General features: G+C 57.5%; 19 protein-coding genes and 2 riboswitches. Of the genes, 12 read left to right on the forward strand and 7 right to left on the reverse strand.

Features of this window, described 5'->3' with window-relative positions:
* Positions 1-3: 3 nt before the first annotated feature.
* The 4 genes from AB1576_06620 to AB1576_06635 form a co-directional block, all read right to left on the reverse strand.
* Positions 4-1,029 carry a ThiF family adenylyltransferase gene (locus AB1576_06620; GenBank protein MEW6081432.1) on the reverse strand — a complete coding sequence of 342 codons (1,026 nt, stop codon included), beginning with the start codon at positions 1,027-1,029 and terminating at the stop codon, positions 4-6.
* Positions 1,019-1,471 (reverse strand): Rrf2 family transcriptional regulator, encoded by a 453-nt coding sequence (locus AB1576_06625; GenBank protein MEW6081433.1) that lies wholly within the window; start codon positions 1,469-1,471, stop codon positions 1,019-1,021. The genes AB1576_06620 and AB1576_06625 overlap by 11 nt, the downstream gene beginning before the upstream one ends.
* 124 nt (positions 1,472-1,595) lie before the next feature.
* On the reverse strand, positions 1,596-2,744 hold the full coding sequence (locus tag AB1576_06630) for a homoserine O-acetyltransferase (protein MEW6081434.1): 1,149 nt from the start codon (positions 2,742-2,744) through the stop codon (positions 1,596-1,598).
* Positions 2,741-4,030 (reverse strand): homocysteine synthase, encoded by a 1,290-nt coding sequence (locus tag AB1576_06635; GenBank protein MEW6081435.1) that lies wholly within the window; start codon positions 4,028-4,030, stop codon positions 2,741-2,743. Before AB1576_06635 ends, AB1576_06630 begins: the two co-directional genes overlap by 4 nt.
* A gap of 74 nt (positions 4,031-4,104) precedes the next feature.
* A riboswitch (SAM riboswitch) is annotated at positions 4,105-4,218 on the reverse strand.
* A 177-nt stretch (positions 4,219-4,395) separates the two neighbouring features.
* On the opposite strand from AB1576_06635, the gene AB1576_06640 reads away from it, so the two are divergent.
* The 3 genes from AB1576_06640 to AB1576_06650 all read left to right on the forward strand — a co-directional run bounded on the left by AB1576_06640 (position 4,396) and on the right by AB1576_06650 (position 5,648).
* The gene (locus AB1576_06640) at positions 4,396-4,842 is read left to right on the forward strand and encodes a hypothetical protein (GenBank protein ID MEW6081436.1); all 447 of its coding nucleotides are present in this window, start codon (positions 4,396-4,398) and stop codon (positions 4,840-4,842) included.
* 281 nt (positions 4,843-5,123) lie between these two features.
* On the forward strand, positions 5,124-5,450 hold the full coding sequence (locus AB1576_06645) for a hypothetical protein (protein MEW6081437.1): 327 nt from the start codon (positions 5,124-5,126) through the stop codon (positions 5,448-5,450).
* A gap of 9 nt (positions 5,451-5,459) precedes the next feature.
* Positions 5,460-5,648, forward strand: coding sequence for a hypothetical protein (locus AB1576_06650; GenBank protein MEW6081438.1), 189 nt, complete (start codon positions 5,460-5,462; stop codon positions 5,646-5,648).
* A gap of 198 nt (positions 5,649-5,846) precedes the next feature.
* On the opposite strand, the gene AB1576_06655 is transcribed toward AB1576_06650, so the two are convergent.
* Together AB1576_06655 and AB1576_06660 are read right to left on the reverse strand one after the other, a co-directional pair.
* Complete coding sequence (locus AB1576_06655) at positions 5,847-7,568, reverse strand: site-specific DNA-methyltransferase (GenBank protein ID MEW6081439.1); 1,722 nt, start codon at positions 7,566-7,568, stop codon at positions 5,847-5,849.
* 463 nt (positions 7,569-8,031) lie between these two features.
* On the reverse strand, positions 8,032-9,189 hold the full coding sequence (locus AB1576_06660) for an iron-containing alcohol dehydrogenase (GenBank protein ID MEW6081440.1): 1,158 nt from the start codon (positions 9,187-9,189) through the stop codon (positions 8,032-8,034).
* Between the two features lie 206 nt (positions 9,190-9,395).
* Positions 9,396-9,499: riboswitch (THF riboswitch) on the forward strand.
* A gap of 71 nt (positions 9,500-9,570) precedes the next feature.
* On the opposite strand from AB1576_06660, the gene AB1576_06665 reads away from it, so the two are divergent.
* From AB1576_06665 to AB1576_06700, 8 genes are all read left to right on the forward strand, one after another.
* Entirely contained in the window at positions 9,571-10,131 is a 561-nt protein-coding gene (locus AB1576_06665) for a folate family ECF transporter S component (protein ID MEW6081441.1), read from the forward strand.
* 242 nt (positions 10,132-10,373) lie between these two features.
* Entirely contained in the window at positions 10,374-11,699 is a 1,326-nt protein-coding gene (gene tig, locus AB1576_06670) for a trigger factor (GenBank protein MEW6081442.1), read from the forward strand.
* A 23-nt stretch (positions 11,700-11,722) separates the two neighbouring features.
* Entirely contained in the window at positions 11,723-12,316 is a 594-nt protein-coding gene (gene clpP / locus AB1576_06675; protein MEW6081443.1) for an ATP-dependent Clp endopeptidase proteolytic subunit ClpP, read from the forward strand.
* Between the two features lie 12 nt (positions 12,317-12,328).
* The gene (clpX, locus tag AB1576_06680) at positions 12,329-13,594 is read left to right on the forward strand and encodes an ATP-dependent Clp protease ATP-binding subunit ClpX (protein MEW6081444.1); all 1,266 of its coding nucleotides are present in this window, start codon (positions 12,329-12,331) and stop codon (positions 13,592-13,594) included.
* Between the two features lie 23 nt (positions 13,595-13,617).
* Entirely contained in the window at positions 13,618-13,821 is a 204-nt protein-coding gene (locus tag AB1576_06685; protein ID MEW6081445.1) for a hypothetical protein, read from the forward strand.
* A 108-nt stretch (positions 13,822-13,929) separates the two neighbouring features.
* Positions 13,930-15,564, forward strand: coding sequence for an ATP-dependent protease LonB (lonB, locus tag AB1576_06690; protein ID MEW6081446.1), 1,635 nt, complete (start codon positions 13,930-13,932; stop codon positions 15,562-15,564).
* Between the two features lie 372 nt (positions 15,565-15,936).
* Positions 15,937-18,351: an endopeptidase La gene (gene lon / locus AB1576_06695; protein MEW6081447.1), complete on the forward strand. Its 2,415-nt coding sequence runs from the start codon at positions 15,937-15,939 to the stop codon at positions 18,349-18,351.
* A 135-nt stretch (positions 18,352-18,486) separates the two neighbouring features.
* Entirely contained in the window at positions 18,487-18,954 is a 468-nt protein-coding gene (locus AB1576_06700) for a GNAT family N-acetyltransferase (protein MEW6081448.1), read from the forward strand.
* Between the two features lie 68 nt (positions 18,955-19,022).
* Here AB1576_06700 and AB1576_06705 read toward each other — a convergent pair whose 3' ends face one another.
* Positions 19,023-19,595, reverse strand: coding sequence for a ferritin-like domain-containing protein (locus AB1576_06705; GenBank protein ID MEW6081449.1), 573 nt, complete (start codon positions 19,593-19,595; stop codon positions 19,023-19,025).
* Between the two features lie 178 nt (positions 19,596-19,773).
* Between AB1576_06705 and AB1576_06710 the strand changes: the two genes are divergently transcribed.
* Entirely contained in the window at positions 19,774-20,475 is a 702-nt protein-coding gene (locus AB1576_06710; GenBank protein MEW6081450.1) for a hypothetical protein, read from the forward strand.
* The last annotated feature ends 17 nt before the right edge of the window (positions 20,476-20,492 follow it).

A 20,492-nucleotide genomic window follows, 5' to 3' on the forward strand; every position in this document is an offset into this window, starting at 1 on the left:
CCCTTAGCCTCCAATGTACTTGGCATAAAGGGTCTTGGCCAGCCTCGGGTCGGATGTGCCGAGGATCATGGCCCTGCCATCACGAAAAAGCACGATTTCCTGGTCACCGCAGGCAGCTCTCAGGAGATACCTGTTGACCATTACAGGAAACAGCCTTTCAAGCCTGGCAGTTGTGGCCTCAAAATCGAAGTTCACAGCATGCTCGGGCACGACCTGCACGGCGTTCTGCCCACATATAGATGATATCATCATAGGTTCAGGCTTGCTCAACAGATCGAATTCCCTGTGTCCACAGACGGAACACTCGGGGTCGCGACTGACTGATACGAAATTGGCAAGGCTATCCCAGAGATCAAAAGCCATCAGGTACCTAGAAACCTTGGATAGCCTACCGGCCAGTATTTTCAGGGCTTCCAAAGCCTCCCAGGATGCCACAGCAAAGGCTACGGGTCCCAGCACCCCAACGGTATCGCAGGTATAGGGGGAGATCATGGTGGCGGCTCCGGGGAAAAGGCAATTGTAACAGGCAGTGTCTCCCGGGACAACAGTGGCGACGGTGCCGTAGGTGGATATACAGGCGCCGTGGATCCAGGGAGTGCCCGCCTTGACGCAGGCCTCGTTAATCAAGGCCCTGGTATAGAAGTTGTCAAGACCGTCCAGCACAACGGAGGCTCCCGCCACCACCCTTTCTACATTGGTCGGATTGACATCCTCGACCAGAGCCTCGTAACGGGTTTCCGAATTCACCCTCCTCAGGTGCTGCTCCGCGGCGACAGCCTTCGGCAGGTTGTTCCTGACGTCCTCTTCGTCATAGAGCCCTTGCCGTTGCAGGTTGGTCCACTCCACGAAGTCCCGGTCCACCATGCGCAGCGCACCTACCCCAGCCCTTGCCAGGAGGTTTGCGACGGTACTTCCGAGAGCGCCGAGACCTATAACTACCGCCAATCCCTTCCCGATTCTCTCCTGGCCGTCTTCGCCTATCTCCTGTACCAGTACCTGGCGGGAGTACCTGTTTCCTTCATGATCCAAGGTCTTTACCCCCGTATCCCTCAGGAACGCGGTTAATGAGGGAGCCTATGGTTATGGATTCCAGGACCTCCTCCATCTTGCGCTGGAGTGAAGCCCAGGCGGGCCGGGTCAAGCACGTAGTCTCCCTCTCACATGGGCCCTTAGGGTTCTGGTCAGGAGGAAGGAGACAGCCCAGAGGGGCGATGGGCCCATCCACGGCGCGGATCACGGAAGCCAGGCTAATCCCTCCGGGGTCCCTGGAGAGTCTATAACCACCGTTTATACCCCTGTCTGCCTCCACAAACCCTGCCTTCCTAAGCTGGTGAAAGAGAAGGCTCAGGTATTGCCTGGATATACTCTCACGCTCGGCAATGCGTGAGAGGGGCACGGGCCCTTCTTTCGACATCAGGGCCAAGCGGCATAGAGCCCTCACGGCGTAGCGTGCCCTGGTGGGAATCTTCATCAAGATCCCCCCAATTTAAAGCTAATTGCTAATAATTCCGGGCATATTGTAGCACACTTCACCCGGCTATGCTAGCAGACGGACCAACCCGCCCGAATGGTGTACTTTGGGGTTCTCAAACCACTTAGAGTTGCCTTTGTACAGGTGCCCGTAGAAACTCCTGGATGACGGCTCCAAGAACCCAGGTTTCTATCAAGAAGGCATCGTGTCCCCAGGGGGAGTCCAGTTCCCTGTACGCGGTTCTCACGCCCGCCACCCTGAGGTCTCTCGCGAGTTCCCGTTGCTGGAAAGTCGGGTAAAGAATATCGCTGCGGATGCCTACTACCAGAACGCTGGCGTGAATTCGCTCCAGGGCGTGCCGGTAGGACGGGTAACCGCTCCCCGCGTCAAAGAGATCCATAGCCCTGGTGAGGCAGACGTAGCTGTTGGGATCGAATCTCATAGTGATCTTCTCCCCGTGATAATGCAGGTAATCCTCCACTTCGAAACGAACGTCGGGTTCCCCTGGCAATCGCCTTGCTTTCCTCCCGAACTTCCTTTCCATGGAGGCTGGGCTATGATAGGTTATCATTCCTAGCATCCTGGCGATGGCCAACCCTCGCAAGGGTGGCTCGTATCCGTAGTAGTCCCCGCCCCTCCAGTTAGGGTCAGCCATTACGGCTTGGCGCTGTACCTCGTTGTAGGCGATGGACTGGGGCGATGTCCTTCCCGGTGATGCTATGATGATGGCCTTCTCCACGGCGGTGGGATAGGATACCGCCCACTGTAGCGCCTGCATGCCTCCCAGGGAGCCGCCGATGACACATGCGAGCCGCCTGATCTGCAGGTGATCCATAAGGATCTTCTGAAGATGTACCATATCCTTTACGGTAATGACAGGAAAGGCGGAGCCATAGGGGTGGCCTGTAACTGGGTTACTCGAGGAGGGTCCCGTGGTGCCACGGCACCCTCCAAGGACGTTCGAACAGATTACGAAGTATTCCCGGGTGTCAAGGCCTGCCCCGGGCCCCACAAGGCCATCCCACCAACCCTTCACCGGATCCCCGGATTCTACCTTTGCCACGTGGGAGTCCCCCGTGAGGGCATGGGTTACCAAAACCACATTCCCCCGGTTCGCGTCCAGGTGACCACGGGTCTCATAGGCCACGGTGACGTCCTGGAGGATTCCACCAAGTTCCAGCTGGAACGCCCCGATCTTAAGGATCTGGGTGTCCGGCAGCAACCCGCCGGTTTCCGCAGCGCACACTGCTTCCACCGTGTAGTCACAGGTCATGAGGCACTCCCCCGGCTCTTTTTGAGGGCTTGATCCAGGTCTTCCATGAGATCTCTCACGTCCTCCAAGCCCACGGATAGCCTTATCAAGTCTTCGGTCGTCCCGGTCTCTCCTTGCTGTTCGCTGGTAAGCTGCTGGTGAGTGGTACTGGCCGGATGGATTACCAGAGACTTGGCATCGCCCACGTTGGCCAAATGAGAGAAGATCTTGAGGGCTTCGATAAAGGTTTTTCCCGCCTGGAGGCCACCCTTGATACCGAAGGTGAGTATGGCGCCAGCTCCGGACGTCAGGTATCTCTCAGCTAGATGATGGGTGGGATGGCTCCGCAAACCTGGGTAGTTCACCCACTCTACCAAGGGATGGTTGCCTAGAAACTCAGCTATTGCCAGGGCGTTCTGGCTGTGGCGCGTCATCCTGAGAGAGAGGGTCTCAAGTCCCTGGAGGAATAGGAAGGCGTTGAAGGGACTGAGGCAGGCACCCAAGTCCCTGAGGATTTGTACCCTAGCCTTAGCGGCGAAGGCTGCCGGACCGAACTTATCCCAGTAGCTTACGCCATGGTACGAGGGGTCAGGGTCAGTCAGTTCGGGGTAACGCCCGTTGTTCCAGGGAAACCGGCCGGAATCCACCAGCACTCCTCCAATGGAGGTTCCGTGCCCGCCAATGAACTTAGTGGCCGAGTGAACGGAGATGTCCGCACCATAGTCGAAGGGCCTGAGAAGATAGGGAGTAGTCAGGGTGTTATCTATTACCAGAGGGATGCATTCGCTGTGGGTCATTTCAGCCACACTCTCAATATCTAGCACGCCAAGGCTGGGATTTCCTATAGTCTCCGCATAGACTAACCGGGTATTACCGGTTATAGCCTTGCGAAAGTTGGCGGGCTCAGTGGGGTCCACAAAGCGTACTCTTATGCCTAACCTCGGCAGGGTCTGGGAGAAGAGGTTGTAGGTGCCCCCGTAAAGATGAGATGAGCTGACAATCTCGTCTCCTGCCCTTGCGATATTGAGGACGGCGTAAGCTATGGCTGCCTGGCCGGACGCCGTGGCCAGGGCCGCAACGCCGCCCTCGACTTGTGCCATCCTTTTTTCAAAGACCTCCGTGGTGGGGTTCATTATCCTAGTGTAGATGTTTCCTGTCTCTTCAAGGGCGAACAACCTGGCGGCGTGTGCCGTGTCCCGGAAGACGTATGAAGTCGTCTGGTAGATGGGTGCGGCCCGGGCACCAGTCACCGGATCCGGTACCTGGCCAGCGTGAATGGCCAGTGTGTCAAAACGCAAGGATTTCATTGAGAATGCTCCTTCCCCGGCGGCACGAAAAAGCCCCTTCTTTGAGAGAAGGGGGCAAATATCAATGGATCCCCCTCTCATCTGTCAGAACCCTAAGGTCCTGCAGGAATTGGCACCTTTCAACCCTTTAAAGGGTTGAGGGTTGCCGGGCTTCATTGGGCCAGTCCCTCAGCCACTCTGGATAAGAGGCTCTATCAGCCGCTCTTTGGTTGTTAGGCTAAATGATACCATCCTCGCCTAATGGTGTCAACAGGCGAGTTGCCTCACCAAGAATCTAGATGAAACCGATTCGTTGCCTCACCTAAGAATCTAAGAATCTAAACGAAGATCCCCTCTTGAGAAAGTCCGAGAGGGGGGCGAGCGAGGTGGGGCTCTCGACGCAAAGCAGACTGGATGTGGTTGTGGAGGCGGCGAAGAAGTACCGGCGGGCCAGCAAGAAGGAGAAGGGTGATATTCTTGACAGCCTGGTGACCCTTACGGGCTACAACAGGGCCTATGCTTCTTACCTGCTCGGCCTATGTGTCAAGAAGGTACTCGTAAGGGGGTCTGACGGTAAGGTGTACCGCCTTGTGGCGGGTCCCAAGGCGAAAAAGAGCCGGAGGCGGGAGAAGGCGTACGGCCAGGATGTGCTGGCGCCACTGAGACGCATCTGGCACGTCATGGACTTGTCCTGCGGCAAGAGGCTGGCGCCCTGCTTGAGGTGGCTTGTCCCGAAGCTCGAGCAGTGTGGCGAACTGAGCGTTACCCCGGAGGTAAGAGAGAAACTGCTGTCCGTCTCGGCTTCCACTATCGACCGGCTGCTCAAGCCCTGACAGAAAGGCTTTCATGCTGAAGAGGCGCTCCCATACAAAGCCCGGTACTCTGCTTAAGCATCAGATCCCGATCCGTACTTTCAGCCAGTGGGACGACCTGAGGCCGGGGTTTGTCGAGATAGACCTGGTAGACCATGGGGGAGGCTCCACCCAGGGGGAATACCTCTTCACTCTTGACGTCACCGACGTGGCCACGGGTTGGATAGAGAACCGGGCGGCAAAAAACAGAGCGCAAAGGTGGGTCTTTCAGGCATTGACCCTTATCAGGGATAGGCTGGCCGTTGCTGGGCATCGATTCCGACAACGACAGCGCGTTCATCAACGACCACCTGTTCCGCTTCTGCCAGGCAAACCAAGTCACCTTCACTAGATCCAGAGCCGGAAAGAAGAACGACAACTGCTACGTGGAACAGAAAAACTGGTCGGTGGTGAGAAGACTCGCTGGATACGGTCGTTTGGAGACCGATAAGGAACTCAACATCCTCAACCAGATCTACGATGTCGCGCGGCTCTATCAGAACTTCTTCCAGCCATCGCTCAAACTGCTCAGCAAAGAAAGGCTTAGCGCCAAGATCATAAAGCGATACGATGAAGCCAAGACCCCATAGCAAAGAGTCTTGGCGTCTGACCAGGTAGAAGAGAACGTCAAGGAGCATCTGCGTGAAACATTCGCCCAGATGAATCCGGCCGAACTGAAGCGGAAGATCATGAGGCTCCAGATGGCGCTGAGCAAGGCCAGCGCGGAGAAGGATAAGGATGTATCCATACGGAACGTGACCGTCTCCTCCGCGGCCACGTTCCTTTAGAAAACTACCTGAGGCAACGAATCCCCTTCGTTTAGATTCTTACGTGAGGCAACACCCAGGGAGGCCAACTTGCACCTGCCCACACTTACACATTGGCCGGGTTGCCTCCCTTGAAGTTCGGCAAACGGTGGGGAATCGTCTTCTTCCCCCAAGAATGTGGTTAAAGCGCCGGCTTTCTGCTAGACACAAGACCCTAGGCTACACCTTCACCTGAATAGCTGTGGTGGTGTCCACCCCAAAGACGTCAGTCACCTTAACGCAGATATCATACCGGCCGGGTTTGCCGTATTCCCAACCGAGGTCGCTCCGCGTCTTGAGTGTGCGGTCCCTGCGTGTGCGGAAGTCTTGCCAGTGATGCTCGAAGGTCTTGCCATCGTGCCATTTGAAGTCCACTGCCCAGAAATCGATGAAGTCCAATGGCGACCAGATTGCCCGCTCTCGCAACGCTGCTACTTCTGCCCCGGGCACACCGGCCAGTGATGGCGTGAATCTCACCAATTCCACGTCTACCCTCTTCCCCTTTTTCACTGCCTTTGCTTCCAGGTGACCAGCCTCGAAGAACTGGCACTCCGCACGGTTTGGCTCCATGATCTCCCTGGGGATGTACTTCAGGTGAATGATGAGGCCAGCTTCGGCTTCAAGTGTCCGCTTCTTGGCAACAAGATCCGTTTCAAACTCCCAAGCCAAACAGTGTAGATCACGTGCTCCTGCTAACTGAGCGGCTCTGGCTACTTTTCTGAGATCTTTGAGGGCAAAGACGCTATCAACGGAAGCCACGTGTACCAGGGCGCCGTGTTTATCGCCATGGAGTAGCGGGGTGGGCGGACTGCCCAGAGGGGAGGCTCCGTAGAATCGCAGGACAATGTGCCGGTACGCTGCATCTAGCCCTTTGAGGCGTTCACTCTGCCACCACTGGCGCTCATGCCGGCCAAGGCTATAGACATCAAAGGAGCGACAAGGCCTTCCCTTAGCACGTAGTTCGCGATGCACATGGATGAGCCGCTTGCGGGACATGTGAATAGCGTGGCGTCCGAGATCCACCCCGATCCAGCGGCGCCCTAGTTTCTCTGCCACTACCATGGTCGTGCCTGAGCCACAGAAGAAGTCGGCCACCAAGTCGCCCTCGTTTGATGACGACCGGATAATGCGTTGAAGCAGAGATTCGGGCTTCTGGGTGTCAAAGCCGGTCTTCTCCTGTTCGGATAGATGCATCGCATCCGGGATGTCCGGCCATGCATCACCCACGGGGACGGATTCCACGATATAACGATCTTCCGTATCGAGAAAGTACTTGATTCGAACGTTTCCCGTCCGGGTATCGTGGACCCGTCCTTCTGCCCTTAACGCAGCTATGCTGGCGTCGGTGTAGTCGCCCCGGGGCGCCGTCTTGAACCACCGGCCTGATTCATCTTGCCTGAATCCCGCCTTCCTCGCCTCCTCGAAGGTATAGAGTCTTCGGAGAATGTCGCCGTTGAATACATGGGCTGGGGACTTCCTGTAGTAGAGGATGTTATCGTGATTACGCGCAAACTGCGAGGCTATCGCCTTTGCGCCTCGCGCACTTGACCCGTAAACCCATGCGATGGAGTTCAGGAAGCAGTCGGGCCCGAATACCTCATCCAGCAAGCCTCGCAAGAACCCGCTCATGCGCCAGTCACAGTGCACATAGATAGCCCCGTGTTCGCTGAGCAGGTCACGCATCAAAGCGAGACGTTCGTACATCATATGCTGGTAGGAGTCGGTTCCTTTGCCCCAAGTATCCCGGTAGGCGACTTCTTCCATGATGGAGTGCTCCCTGAGAGGCGTGTCGTTCTCTTCACCGAGTTGCACCTGCACAGTGAAGTCGGCACCTACCGCGAAGGGTGGGTCTATGTATATCAGGTCTATCCTTCCGCCCAAGTGCTCCAGCAAAGAGTTCATGACCAGCTTGTTGTCTCCCCAGATGAGCATGTTGTGAAAGTTGTCACGGTGCATCTCTTGCAGAAAAGCAGGCTCGTCGAAGGTATTTACCAGGTCGGTTCTTACACGGCTACGTGGTACACCAATTGATTCTATGTGTTGGAGGGGTAGGGGAGAAACGGGGAGCTTCACGGGTCGCCGGCTTCCATATTCATCGTACTTCCCCTCCCAGACTAGTTCAGTTCTGCGTGACAGAGGATGTGGGTTGGTGGGCCCCCAAGGTTGTGGGATTCCTTTGCTCCCTTCCACGTGTGGTCTTCCCTCCAAGACAACGTCGAATTGCTTATTGCTAGGGGCTGTATCCCCCGCTCTCACCGGCAGGGGATACAGCCGAACGCTCCAGGTTTCCATTAACATGGCGCAATGGCTGGCTGGCCAGATGCTGGCCAGCAACCACACGTGTGCCGAAGTTCACCACACTGGGCTAACTATCTCTCAACGCCCTCCGGAACAGGTCACCAAAGACCTCTTTACTAACGGGTCTCGGGTTACTTCCCGCAGACCCGTTAGCCGCAGCCAGCCTCGCCAGATCATCAAAGCCACTGGGGTCGATACCCAAGTCCCCGAACCGGGGTATGTCCAGATCATCTGACAGAGCCCTCACAGCCTCCACGGATCTCATGGCAGCCTCAGGTACTGACAGCCCGGTAACAGTCTCCCCCATGGCCGAGGCGACGAGTGCCAGTTTCTCCGCGGAAGAGGGGAGATTGAATTCCATTACGTAGGGAAGGAAGATGGAGTTGGCTACTCCATGGGGTGTGTCGTAGACCCCTCCCAGGGCCTCGGCCATGCAGTGAACACCTGCCACGTCCGCATTGGCGAAGGCCATTCCCGCCAGGAGGCTCCCCATGAGCATGCCGGATCGGGCCTCCAGGTTCTCTCCATCACGGGTGGCAGTGGCAAGATGCTTGGCTATGAGCTGGATGGCTGACAGGGACAGCGCATTGCTAATGGGGTTAGCCTTCGTGCTAGTCAAGGCCTCAATGGCGTGAGTCAGGGCGTCCATGCCCGTCGAGGCTGTTATGGGTGCCGGCATGCTCACCGTTAACGCCGGGTCCAGCACAGCAAGCCTGGCTGTGGCCAAGGGGCTGTTTATGCTGAATTTGTACCGCCGCCCCGTATCGGTGATCACTGACGAGAATGTGACCTCACTTCCCGTCCCGGCGGTTGTAGGAACAGCTACAAGGGGTGGTATTGGCCGGGGAACCCGGCCACGGCCTTCGTAGTCCCGGAGCCTGCCCCCGGAGGTCACCAGGATCCCTGCTGCTTTGGCCGCATCTATCACGCTCCCGCCGCCGACAGCCACCAGCCCACCGGCGGCAACCTCCCGGGCCACGCCTGCCGCTCGCTCCACGGTGCTGTCCCGGGGGTTAGGCTCAACCTCATCAAACCAAGTGACGTCTATCCCCAGGGACTCCACGGTCTCTGCAATCCCGTCCACCACACCGGCCCTCCGGACACCACGGTCCGTCAGCAACAGAACACGGCGGACACCCATTTCCTGGAGTTCCGACCCCAAACCCTGCAAGGATCCAGTTCCATACAGGATGCGGGTACGCATCATAAAGGAAAAGGTCTTCACCAGGTCCAATTCAGTCCCTCCCCACGGTTTCGCTGGATTGGGATTTCTCTGGCGAGGCGGCTATGACCTTCCAGGGTCGTCCCTAGGGCCAACAGGCAAGGAACAATTTCTTGAACCCTGGTCTCGCCCGTTAAAGGAATCTGGCAAATGGCATAGAAGGAGAACACTTAACTAGGTCCGGTGGGACCTACAACAACACAAGGAAGGGCAGAGTAGGTGCTTCGCGTCAAGTGCTAGGGGATGGGATGTGGCCCCTAGACGAAAGGCCACCATCAGCGTGGACCTGCGGTGGAGCGCCGCGTCCGCTGTCACATCGTAGGGAGCCTCCCTTCTCCCCGGTGTGGCTACTGCCATCCGAGAAAGAAGGAGAGGTGTTTATTTGTGCGCAAGAGCACTGCCCGCCTTACCTCCATGGCCTTGCTCATCGGTCTAGCTATCGTCTTGACCAGGGTGGCCAGCGTGAGGATCGCCATCGGCGGCATCGAAGGGATCAGGATCGGTTTTGGCAGCCTGCCCATCATAATGGCCGGTGCCATGTTCGGGCCGGGGGCTGGAGCCATGGCAGGGGCACTGGAGGACCTTATCGGTTACTTCATCAACCCCATGGGCCCCTACATGCCCCATTTCACGGTGGCCCAGGCTCTGTCAGGGTTCATCCCAGGCTTGATCCTGTGGTTTCGCACTACCGAGGTGCCATCTATCATGCACCTGATGCTGGCAGTCGCTGTGGGCCAGGGTATAGTAGCGGTGGGCTTGAGGCCTTACTTCCTTGAGACGCTCTTTGGCATTCCCAGGGCGGTGACCATACCCCCCAGGGTAGTATCCACCGTGGCAGACGTGGTGATCTACTCTACGTTCATCCAGATAGTCATGAAGCGCCTTGCCTATGGCGGAGTACTGAAGAGACTAGCCTCCCTGAGAACTGGTTCTCCCAAGAGCTAGACAGCATCACTGTATCGATATCGACACGCTTTGCTGCCTGGCGCAGGGTCCGGGGAACTTGCGCCAGGCTTGATATAGCGGTATAATTCCCGTTGACGAAGTACACTTTCGCGTCAAGGGCGCGAGCAAAGTGGATCTTCATCACGATGATGGTTTGGCCGTGGATAGCTCTGGCCAAACCGTTTCGTTGGCAGTCTGGCCATGGCTGCACCAGGTGGTGACACTAGGAGTGGGAGGTTCATATGAAGGTCAACGTAACCGAGACTAACAAGAACGAGAGGCTTCTTGAGGTAGAGGTTGAGGCCGAGGCCATGGATAAGGCCATGGAGCAGGCCTACAGGAAGCTAGTCAAGAAGTACAACATACCGGGTTTCCGAAAGGGTCGCGCACCCCGGCCGATACTCGAGAACTACATTGGCAAGGGCGTCTTGATGGAGGAAGCCCTGGAGCAACTCCTGCCTGCCTCATACGCGGCGGCTGTGAAGGAGAGCCAGGTGGTGCCTGTGGACCGGCCCAGCCTGGAACTCCTGGAGGCAGCAGAAGGGAAGTCCCTGAGGTTCAAGGCCACTGTCACCGTGAAGCCCGAGGTGCAGCTAGGAGCGTACAAGGAAATCAAGGTGGAGAAGAAGCCGGTCAAGGTCACTGACGAGGAGATCCACCAGGAGCTGGAAGCGCTCCGGGACAGGCGTGCAGAATTGGTGGAGGTGGAGGGTGACGAAGCGACAACGGGCCGAATAGCCTTTATTGAGTACGTTCTCCAGGCCCAAGGCGAACCTGCACAGCAACCCACCATTGCCGCTGTGGAGATGGGCGGTGAGACCTCCTATCCCGAGGTTCAACAGGCGCTTGAGGGAGCCCGAGTCGGGGAAGAGAGGACAGCCAAGATCAAGTTCGCTGAAGATAACCCCGATGAGAGCCTGCGGGGGAAGGCAGTTCAAATGATGATAAAGGTACAGGGCATCAAGGAAAAAAGGTTGTCTGAACTGGACGATGGTTTTGCCAAGACCGTGGGAGAGTACGAGACGTTAGAGGATTTAAAGACCGAGATCAAGAATACCCTTGCCAGCCACAAGACCCGGAGGGAGCTCCACGACCGGGAGAAGCAAGCAATGGAGCAGGCTGTTTCCCAGACCCAGGTGGACATTCCTGAGGTTATGATTGAGAGGGAAATCGACGACATTATTGGTGAGATCAAGTACAGGCTCGAAAGAGCCGGTCTCACCATAGAGGGCATGTACGAGCACACCGGCAAGGACGAGGCAGCTGTTAGGGAAGAGTATAAAGAGGCGGCCGAGAAGAGAGTCAAGCAGTACCTGGTAGAAGATGCCATCGCCAAGGCCGAGGGCATCGCCGCTCAGGAGGGTGACTTTGAGAAGGTCATCCAGTGGCAGGCATCCGCCTACGGACAGAAACCTGAGATAATCAGGAAGATATTGATGTCCCGCGGGGGAATGGAACAGGTGCAGGGGGGCATCATACGCAGTAAAGTCGCCGGTCTCCTCTTGGGCGAGCCTTGGGAAAGCTTGCTCGGGGTTCAAGGGGAAGAAACGGAGAAGCAGGAGGGATAGTTTTGGCCGACTACCTTGTCCCAATGGTAATAGAGCAGACGGGCCGCGGGGAACGTGCCTACGACATATACTCCAGGCTTCTTAAGGATAGGATCATCTTCATCGGCACAGCCATAGACGACGCCGTGGCCAACCTGGTCGTGGCCCAGATGCTTTTCCTGGAGGTGGAAGACCCCGACAGGGATGTACACGTTTATGTCAACTCCCCCGGAGGCTCCATATCGGCTGGCCTGGGGATCTATGACACGATGCAATACATCAAACCAGACGTTTCCACCATTTGCGTGGGTATGGCAGCAAGCATGGCAGCGGTGATACTGGCAGGGGGAGCCAAGGGAAAACGCTACGCGCTCCCCAATGCCAAGGTGCTTATCCACCAGCCCTGGGGTGGTGTCAAGGGACAGGCAACGGAGATAGAAATCCACGCGAAGGAAATCCTCAGGACCCGGCAGGTAATCAACAAGGTCCTTGCGGATCACAGTGGTCAGCCCATGGAGAAGATCGAGCGGGACACAGAGAGGGACTTCTTCATGACGGTTGAAGAAGCTAAGGACTACGGCCTTATTGACGAGATCTTCGTGTCCAGGAGAAAAACACCAAAGGGCGGCGGCAGGTAGGAGGAGAGGAGCATGTTCAAGTTCACCGAGGAAAAGGGCCAATTGAAGTGCTCCTTCTGCGGAAAGTACCAGGAGCAGGTGCGCCGGCTCGTGGCCGGTCCGGGGGTCTACATCTGCGATGAGTGTGTGGAGTTGTGCAACGAGATCATAGAGGAAGAACTGGCGGACGAGGAGGAGCTGGATCTCAAGCACATCCCCAAGCCTAAGGAGATCAAGGCCACCCTTGATGAGTACGTCATAGGCCAGGAGAAGGCCAAGAAGATCCTGTCAGTGGCAGTGTACAATCACTACAAGAGGGTCAACCTTGGCGGGCGTGTGGACGATGTCGAGCTCCAGAAGTCCAACATAGTCATGCTAGGCCCGACCGGTTCTGGCAAGACCCTGCTGGCTCAGACGCTTGCCCGTATTCTCAACGTTCCCTTTGCCATCGCTGATGCCACGTCGCTGACAGAGGCCGGCTACGTCGGTGAGGATGTGGAGAACATACTCCTCAAGCTGATCCAGGCCGCTGACTACGACGTGGAGAAGGCGGAGAAGGGCATCGTATACATAGACGAGATAGACAAGATAGCCCGGAAATCCGAGAATCCCTCTATCACGAGGGATGTATCGGGCGAGGGTGTCCAGCAGGCGTTGCTGAAGATACTGGAGGGCACTGTGGCCAGCGTTCCGCCGCAGGGGGGACGCAAGCACCCGCACCAGGAATTCATCCAGATAGATACCACAAACATCCTTTTTATCTGCGGCGGCGCCTTTGAGGGCGTCGACAAGATCATCCAGGCGAGAGTAGGCAAGAAGATCATGGGATTTGGGGCCGATATCCGCACCAAGGAGCAGTTGCGGATAGGTGAGATCCTTGACCAGATCCTGCCCCAGGACCTTCTTAAGTTCGGAATGATCCCTGAGTTTGTGGGGCGCGTGCCCATCATCGTTACGCTGGATGCTCTGGATGAGGATGCACTAGTCCGGATCCTCACCGAGCCCAAGAATGCCATGGTCAAGCAATACCAGAAGTTCTTCGAGCTGGACGGAATTGACCTGGAGTTCACTGAGGAAGCCCTGAAGTCTGTTGCTCGGGAGGCCATGAAGCGCAACACCGGCGCCAGGGGTCTCAGGGCCATCATAGAGGACATAATGCTGGACGTGATGTACGACATCCCATCCAGGTCCGATGTGGTCAAGTGCGTGGTCACCGAGGACGTTGTGGGCAAGAGCAAGGACCCGCTCCTGGTAACATCTGAGCGCAAGAAGGTCCGGAAGAAGGAAGAGACAGCGTAGGAGAGCGTCTAGGGGGCACTCAGGTGCCCCCTAAACGCTTCCTTGCCCAGTTCTCCGCCAGGCGCCTGAACTTGCTGATGGTACTCTCTCCCCCCGAAGCCAACCTGTGTAGCCCCTCCTTTAGCTGCCTCAAACCTTCCTCGGCGCCTTCCACCAGGGGTTTCTTGGAAGCCATGAGCCTCACCTCGGTTCTAGTGTCTCTCCTGGCGTCCCGGACCGCCCTGTAAATTTCAGCCAGTCCTCCTGCAGGATACAAACCCTTCCTTGAGGGATAATATTGGACGCGGGATGCAACGTCCATTTTTTTGCGGGGACTCGTTGGAGGGGTGAACCATATGGGATATCCAGGGAGTGCCATGGCCTATGTTCAGGTGGGATTAGCTATTCTCATCGGTCTTTACTTCTGGAACCTCCTTCGAAACCAGCAAACTTCCAAGGTAGGCGTTGCCAAGGAATCCCGCAAGGAGACGGAGAACCTCCGCCGCCTGCGGGAAATATCCCTGTCTGAGCCCCTTTCCGAGAGGACCAGGCCCACGTGCTTCCAGGAGATCGTCGGCCAGGAAGAGGGGCTCAAGGGGCTAAGGGCTGCACTATGTGGTCCCAACCCTCAGCACGTGATCGTCTACGGCCCCCCGGGTGTGGGCAAGACAGCTGCCGCCAGGCTGGTGCTGGAGGAGGCGAAGTCCAAGGGGATAGGCCCCTTCAAGCACAGTGCCAAGTTTGTGGAGATAGATGCCACCACAGCGAGGTTCGATGAGAGGGGCATCGCAGACCCGCTAATCGGGTCCGTTCACGACCCCATATACCAGGGTGCGGGGCCTCTGGGAATGGCTGGCGTACCCCAGCCAAAGCCCGGGGCCGTCACCAAGGCCCACGGCGGGGTGCTCTTCATTGATGAGATCGGGGAACTCCACCCCATACAGATGAACAAACTACTCAAGGTTCTGGAGGACCGCAAGGTATTCCTAGAGTCGGCCTACTTCAACCCTGACGACTCCAACGTTCCCTCGCACATCAAGGACATCTTCGAAAACGGCCTTCCGGCGGACTTCAGGCTGATAGGGGCAACCACGAGAATGCCCGAAGACATACCGGCGGCCATCCGCTCACGATGCCTGGAGGTCTTCTTCAAACCCCTGAGACCTGCTGAGGTCGGAGCCATAGCGCGGAATGCGGCTTCGAAGATTGGTATGGAAATGGGCAGCGGCTGCCTATCTGTCATCGAGCGCTTTGCCTCGAACGGAAGGGAGGCGGTGAACATTGTGCAGGTGGCAGCAGGGATAGCCTCGGGGGAGGGCAGGGCCACCGTGCGGCAGGAGGATGTGGAATGGGTGGTTTCCAGCGGGCAGTATTGCCCTCGACCCGAGAGGCGCATACCGTCACACCCCCAGGTAGGATGTGCCAACGGCCTTGCGGTCATGGGGCCGAACACGGGGATCATGCTGGAGGTAGAGGTTGCCACGTACCCGGCAGAAGGTGAGGGCCGTATTACCGTCACCGGGATTATCGAGGAGGAAGAGCTGGGCCACTACGGTCACCGGATGAGGCGAAAGAGCCTGGTGAAGGGCTCCGTGGAAAACGTCCTTACCGTCCTACGGCGATATATTGACGTGGATCCCAAGTCGTACGACATCCACATCAACTTCCCCGGCGGTGTACCCATAGACGGGCCCTCGGCAGGGGTGACCGTCGCCACCGCCATATACAGTTCCATCACTGAAACACCAATATCAAATACGGTGGCCATGACTGGCGAGGTATCCATCAGGGGCCTGGTGCGTCCTGTGGGTGGAGTGGTCTCCAAGGTGGAAGCCGCAAGAGAGGCCGGGGTCACCAAGGTGATCATTCCCAGGGACAACTGGCAGGAGATCTTCAAGGAGGCCAGCGTGGAGGTGGTGCCCGTCGATACCATGGATGAAGTGCTGCAGCACGCGCTGCTCTCCCCGACCTTGAGCGTGACAGCCAGCTAGGCAAATTTTGAAGTTCCAGCGAAGGATTGTCCTTACCCCTGCTACTACCCCAGGCCCCCTCAGGTACTTCCTGGAAAGAGAGCCCAGGGCGCCCGTGCGCTATACCATGCCTTCCAGCCAGGGAGGGACCATATGCCTTTCAGGCTACATCCCCTGGAGACACTAGAATCCTGGAAGTAGTATTCAATTCACGGCCCCCTTCCACGATGCAAGAATCACATGAACTGTGCCTCCCCTTCGCCAGGGCACAGCCCTGTGCGATCCGGGGGAATTGGACCCTTGCGCCCCGAGGGGAGGAATCGCCATCCCGCTAGAGAATATCAAAGCATAGAGCCCAAAACGAGGGCGGGAGTGCCGGAGGAGATGAGATGGATGGTCAAGGCATGGAAGGGTGCAGGGGAGTATCCCCTTATACCCCTCCGCGGGATGCTGGTTTTTCCCTCAACCATTGTCCCCCTGGAGGTTGGCAGGCAACGTTCGGTTAGCGCCCTGGACGAGGCTATGAGCCAGGACCGGTTCGTTGTCCTGGCAACACAGAGAGAGACACGTGTGGATGAACCAGGACCGGGAGACATATTCCCCATGGGTACTATTGCCGAGATAAAGCAGATGGCTCGCCTTCCCGGAGGCAACCTCCGGGCTGTGGTTGAGGGGATTGGCAGGTGCGAAATCCTAGAGTACACCGCGATGGACCCTCATATCAGGGTCACAGTGAGGGAGTTCCCCGAGTCCCTGGAACATGACGCTGAGATTGAGGCCCTGGTCCGTACTGTGAAGGAGCAGTACGAGAAGATAGTTAAGATGAGCAAGAAGGTGCCCGCGGAGGCTCTGATTGCCGTATCCAGCGTGCAAGAGCCCGGCAAGCTGGCTGACACCGTGGGGGCTCAAATGGCGCTGAAACTCGAAGATAAGCAGGCCTTGCTCCATGAAACAAGTATCAGGGCCAGGCTGGAGAGGGTCCTGGAGTTCATCAACCGCGAAATAGATCTGATGGAGCTGGAGAAGCGCATCAGCGGGAGGGTCAAAAAGCAGATAGAACGCACCCAGAAGGAATTCTACCTGAGGGAACAGATGAAGGCCATCCAGAAGGAGCTGGGGGACAAGGACGACAAAGGCGGCGAGGTCGCCGAGTTCCGCCAGAAAATACAGGAGGCCAATCTGCCCGCGGAGATTGAGGAGAAGGCCCTCAAAGAGGTGGACCGGCTGGAGAAGATGCCGCCCATGGCGGCGGAGGCTGTGGTGGTCAGGACGTACCTGGAGTGGATCGTGGCTCTGCCATGGAACGTCGAGACAGAGGATCGGCTGGATATCAACGAAGCCGAGCGGATCCTCAATGAGGACCACTACGGGTTGGATAAGGTCAAGGAGAGGGTCCTGGAGTACCTAGCCGTCAGGCAACTGGTCAAGAGCATGAAGGGCCCCATACTCTGCCTGGTGGGCCCCCCGGGTGTGGGCAAGACCTCCCTGGCCAAGTCGGTGGCCAGGGCCCTGGGGCGCAAGTTCGCCCGCATTTCCCTGGGGGGAGTCCGGGACGAGGCAGAGATCAGGGGGCACAGGAGGACCTACGTGGGTGCTCTGCCCGGCAGGATCCTTCACGGCATGCGCCAGGCGGGCTCCAAGAACCCAGTCTTCCTTATGGACGAGATAGATAAGCTGACCTCCGACTTCCGCGGGGACCCGGCGGCGGCGCTCCTGGAGGTGCTGGACCCCGAGCAGAACCTGGCTTTTAGCGATCACTACCTGGAGATGCCCTTCGACCTCTCTAAGGTCATGTTCATAACCACCGCCAACAGCACTCACAACATCCCCAAAGCCCTCCTGGACCGGATGGAGACCATATTCCTCCCTGGCTACACTGAGGAGGAGAAGATCCATATAGGAAGGCTTTTTCTCCTGCCCAAGCAGATGAAGGAGCATGGGTTAGCCGGGGCAAATCTAGAGGTCTCTGACAACGCCATCAAGGAGATCTCCCGCCGGTACACACGGGAGGCAGGTGTTCGAAACCTCGAAAGGGAACTGGCCACCATTTGTCGCAAGGTGGCTAAGGAACTGGTAAAGGGTGAGACTGAAGCGGTCCGGGTAAACAAGACTAATCTTACCCGTTACCTGGGTATCCCAAGATACCGTTACGGCACGGCGGAGAAGAAGGACGAGATAGGGATTGCCACGGGGGTAGCGGTGACGGACACTGGGGGAGACCTAATGCCCATTGAGGTTACCCTTATGATGGGGAAGGGCAACCTGATGCTCACCGGGAAACTCGGAGACGTCATGAAGGAGTCGGCACAGGCTGCCTTCAGCTACGTACGCTCCAGGGCTCATGACCTCGGAGTCGATGAGGGTTTCCACGAGAAGTATGATGTGCACATCCATGTTCCCGAAGGTGCCATCCCTAAGGATGGACCCTCCGCGGGCATCGCAATTGCGTCCGCCCTGGCTTCAGCCCTTACCGGCATCCCTGTCCGGCACGATGTGGCCATGACAGGGGAGGTCACTCTCAGGGGACGGGTGCTGCCAGTAGGGGGTGTCAAGGAAAAGACGCTGGCAGTGTTCAGGGCGGGGATACGCACAATGATCCTGCCGGAGGACAACCGGAAGGACCTGGACGAAGTGGCTCGGAATGTCACCAGGAGAATGCGGTTCATCCTCGTGGATCACATGGACGAAGTGCTTAGGGTGGCCATGCTGAGGCCTGGCTTCAACGAAGGAAGGCAATCCCGGGACTGTTTTCCCATTCCCGAACCAGCCACAGGCTGCCTGCCCATGGCTGATCAGACTGGGCCATAGGCAAATAGGCAAGGCATAGGGATCGAGAGAGGGAGAGGCCGCTGCCACCGGCAGGAAGGCCTCCCTCCATTTTCTTGAAGGAAGGAGAAGAGGGTACCTAGAAGATGCCATGGGATTCAAGAGGGAGGGTCGCCTGTGGTCAGGGGCTGTACTACTGTGTTGCGCCCCGCGTGTGGCCGCTATCTAGGGGATCTCATGAAACTGGCAAGCGATGCCACAGGGTGGCCGGCAGGGGAACTGCACCCGGAGTCGCCCAGTGGACGTGGTCTTTCCAGGCGCCTTTGGGCAATACAGACCCAGGAAGACCATACCATAGGATACATAGGGCTTGGTTCCTTCACATGGTGTTCGGCGGAACTGCGGGTGTACATCCTTGACCCCAGCTTCATCGGTCAAGGCTATGGCACTGATGCTGTCTCAGCCTTCATCGATTTCGTCTTCACCAGGACGGCCCTGAGGTACCTCTACCTAAGGGTGTTCAAAGACAACCTGGCAGCGGTCAGGTGCTACAAGAAGTGCGGGTTCCAGGTGGAGGCTGTTCTGAAGGCGGGAGGGCATGGTCCCTGCCGGGATGTCCTGCTCATGCGCCGCGAAAGGCTGTGATGGAATAAAGTGGGGCACAGGCCGCGGCATGTGCCCCTATGAGGTGGACCCCGGGGTCCACCCTCTTGCTAGATATTCTCCCTGGCAGCCTCCGCATGGTGAAGGCAGGTCTCACGAACCAGGCGGGAAAGGGTGGCCACGTGTGCCTCGTCGTCCTGCATAATCCTTTCCACCAGGAGGAGGACAAAGGGATCCTCAACTATGGCCTGTACTGCCTTGCACGCATTAATGATGAGCCTTTCCATGTGCAGGTCAGCGGCAAGCCGGTCACAGAGGTCCTTCCCGCGGTAGATCGGGTATTCCCTTTGCCCAGGCGAAGCGATTTGCCCAAGTGCGTTGCCCTCCAGGAGGCGGACCACTTTCAAGGCCAGCTGGATGTGGCGGGTTTCCACCTCGGATATTCTCTGGAGGGTATCCGAGACGGAACTGTACCGCCGCGACAGGGCCCTCGAGTGGTGGCTGTACTGCGCCACCGCCCGCTGCTTACTCGCAGGGCCTGAGAGGATTTCCTGGAAGATCTGGGCATAATACTGGTTAGGCCTGATAACCCTTGGCTCTGGGTAGCTGGCGGGTGCAGAGTACATCCATTCTGCCGCTTCATGGCCCATGTTCATCCTGCTGTTACCCATGAAGAAGACCATTAGTGAGAAGACCCCCTGGTCAAAGTAATAACAATCTGTTTTCAACAGTTTATGAAGGTGACCCTCAACAAGTTACATAAACTGCTTCACACATGGGGTCATCCTTGACACCCCCGGATTTAGCTCTTATGCTTTACCTACGGGTTACGGGTAGGACGCGTCCTGAGGAGGGATGTATGTGCTTACCAGAAGGCAGAAGGAGTTCATGGAGATTATACTGGACCTGCACGAGAGGACTGGATCTTGCGTGCACTACACCGAGGTGGCGGACCTTCTCAATGTGAGCAAGTGGACCGCCTATGATGTCATGAATTCCCTGGCCAAGAGGGACCTATTGGATGTCCGGCATGACCTTGAGCGGCGGGAACGACCCCAGGGGCGGTCAATGGTGTTACACGCGCCTACCCAGAAGGCGTATGACGCCCTGGGACTGGAGAAGGAAGTGAGGGAAGACTGGCCTCACATCAGGGCGAAGTTGTTAGAGAAGGTCGTGCTGGCCCGGGAGACGGGAGTGGGGCGCACCATCAAGGAGACCCTGGCGGAGATAACCCGGCTCAGGTCCCCCTTCTTGTTCTGCGCCTACATGATTGTCCTGCTTGTGCTGGTGATCGCCGCCGTGAAGAAAACGGCCGAGGGCTCTACCATCATGGTACACCTGATGTCCAGCGTTGCAGCTCCCGACCTTGCCCTCCTTCTGTTCGCCGGTGCAACCCTGGCCTTTACCTTGGGGTCCCCCCAGCACAGCCAGAGCTCGCTGGCCATCATAAACGGGCTGGTGGGTGACTACGAGGCAAACCTCCGCAGGGTTGACGCATCGCAAAAGAGACAGCTCCTCGAGTTTGCCCAAGAGGCCGGGGGCCTCCTCGGCTCTTGCACCTGAAGCCCGTGGGGGACTGC

It is taken from the genome of Bacillota bacterium, from assembly GCA_040754315.1.
Lineage (GTDB): Bacteria > Bacillota > Sulfobacillia > DUSP01 > JBFMCS01 > JBFMCS01.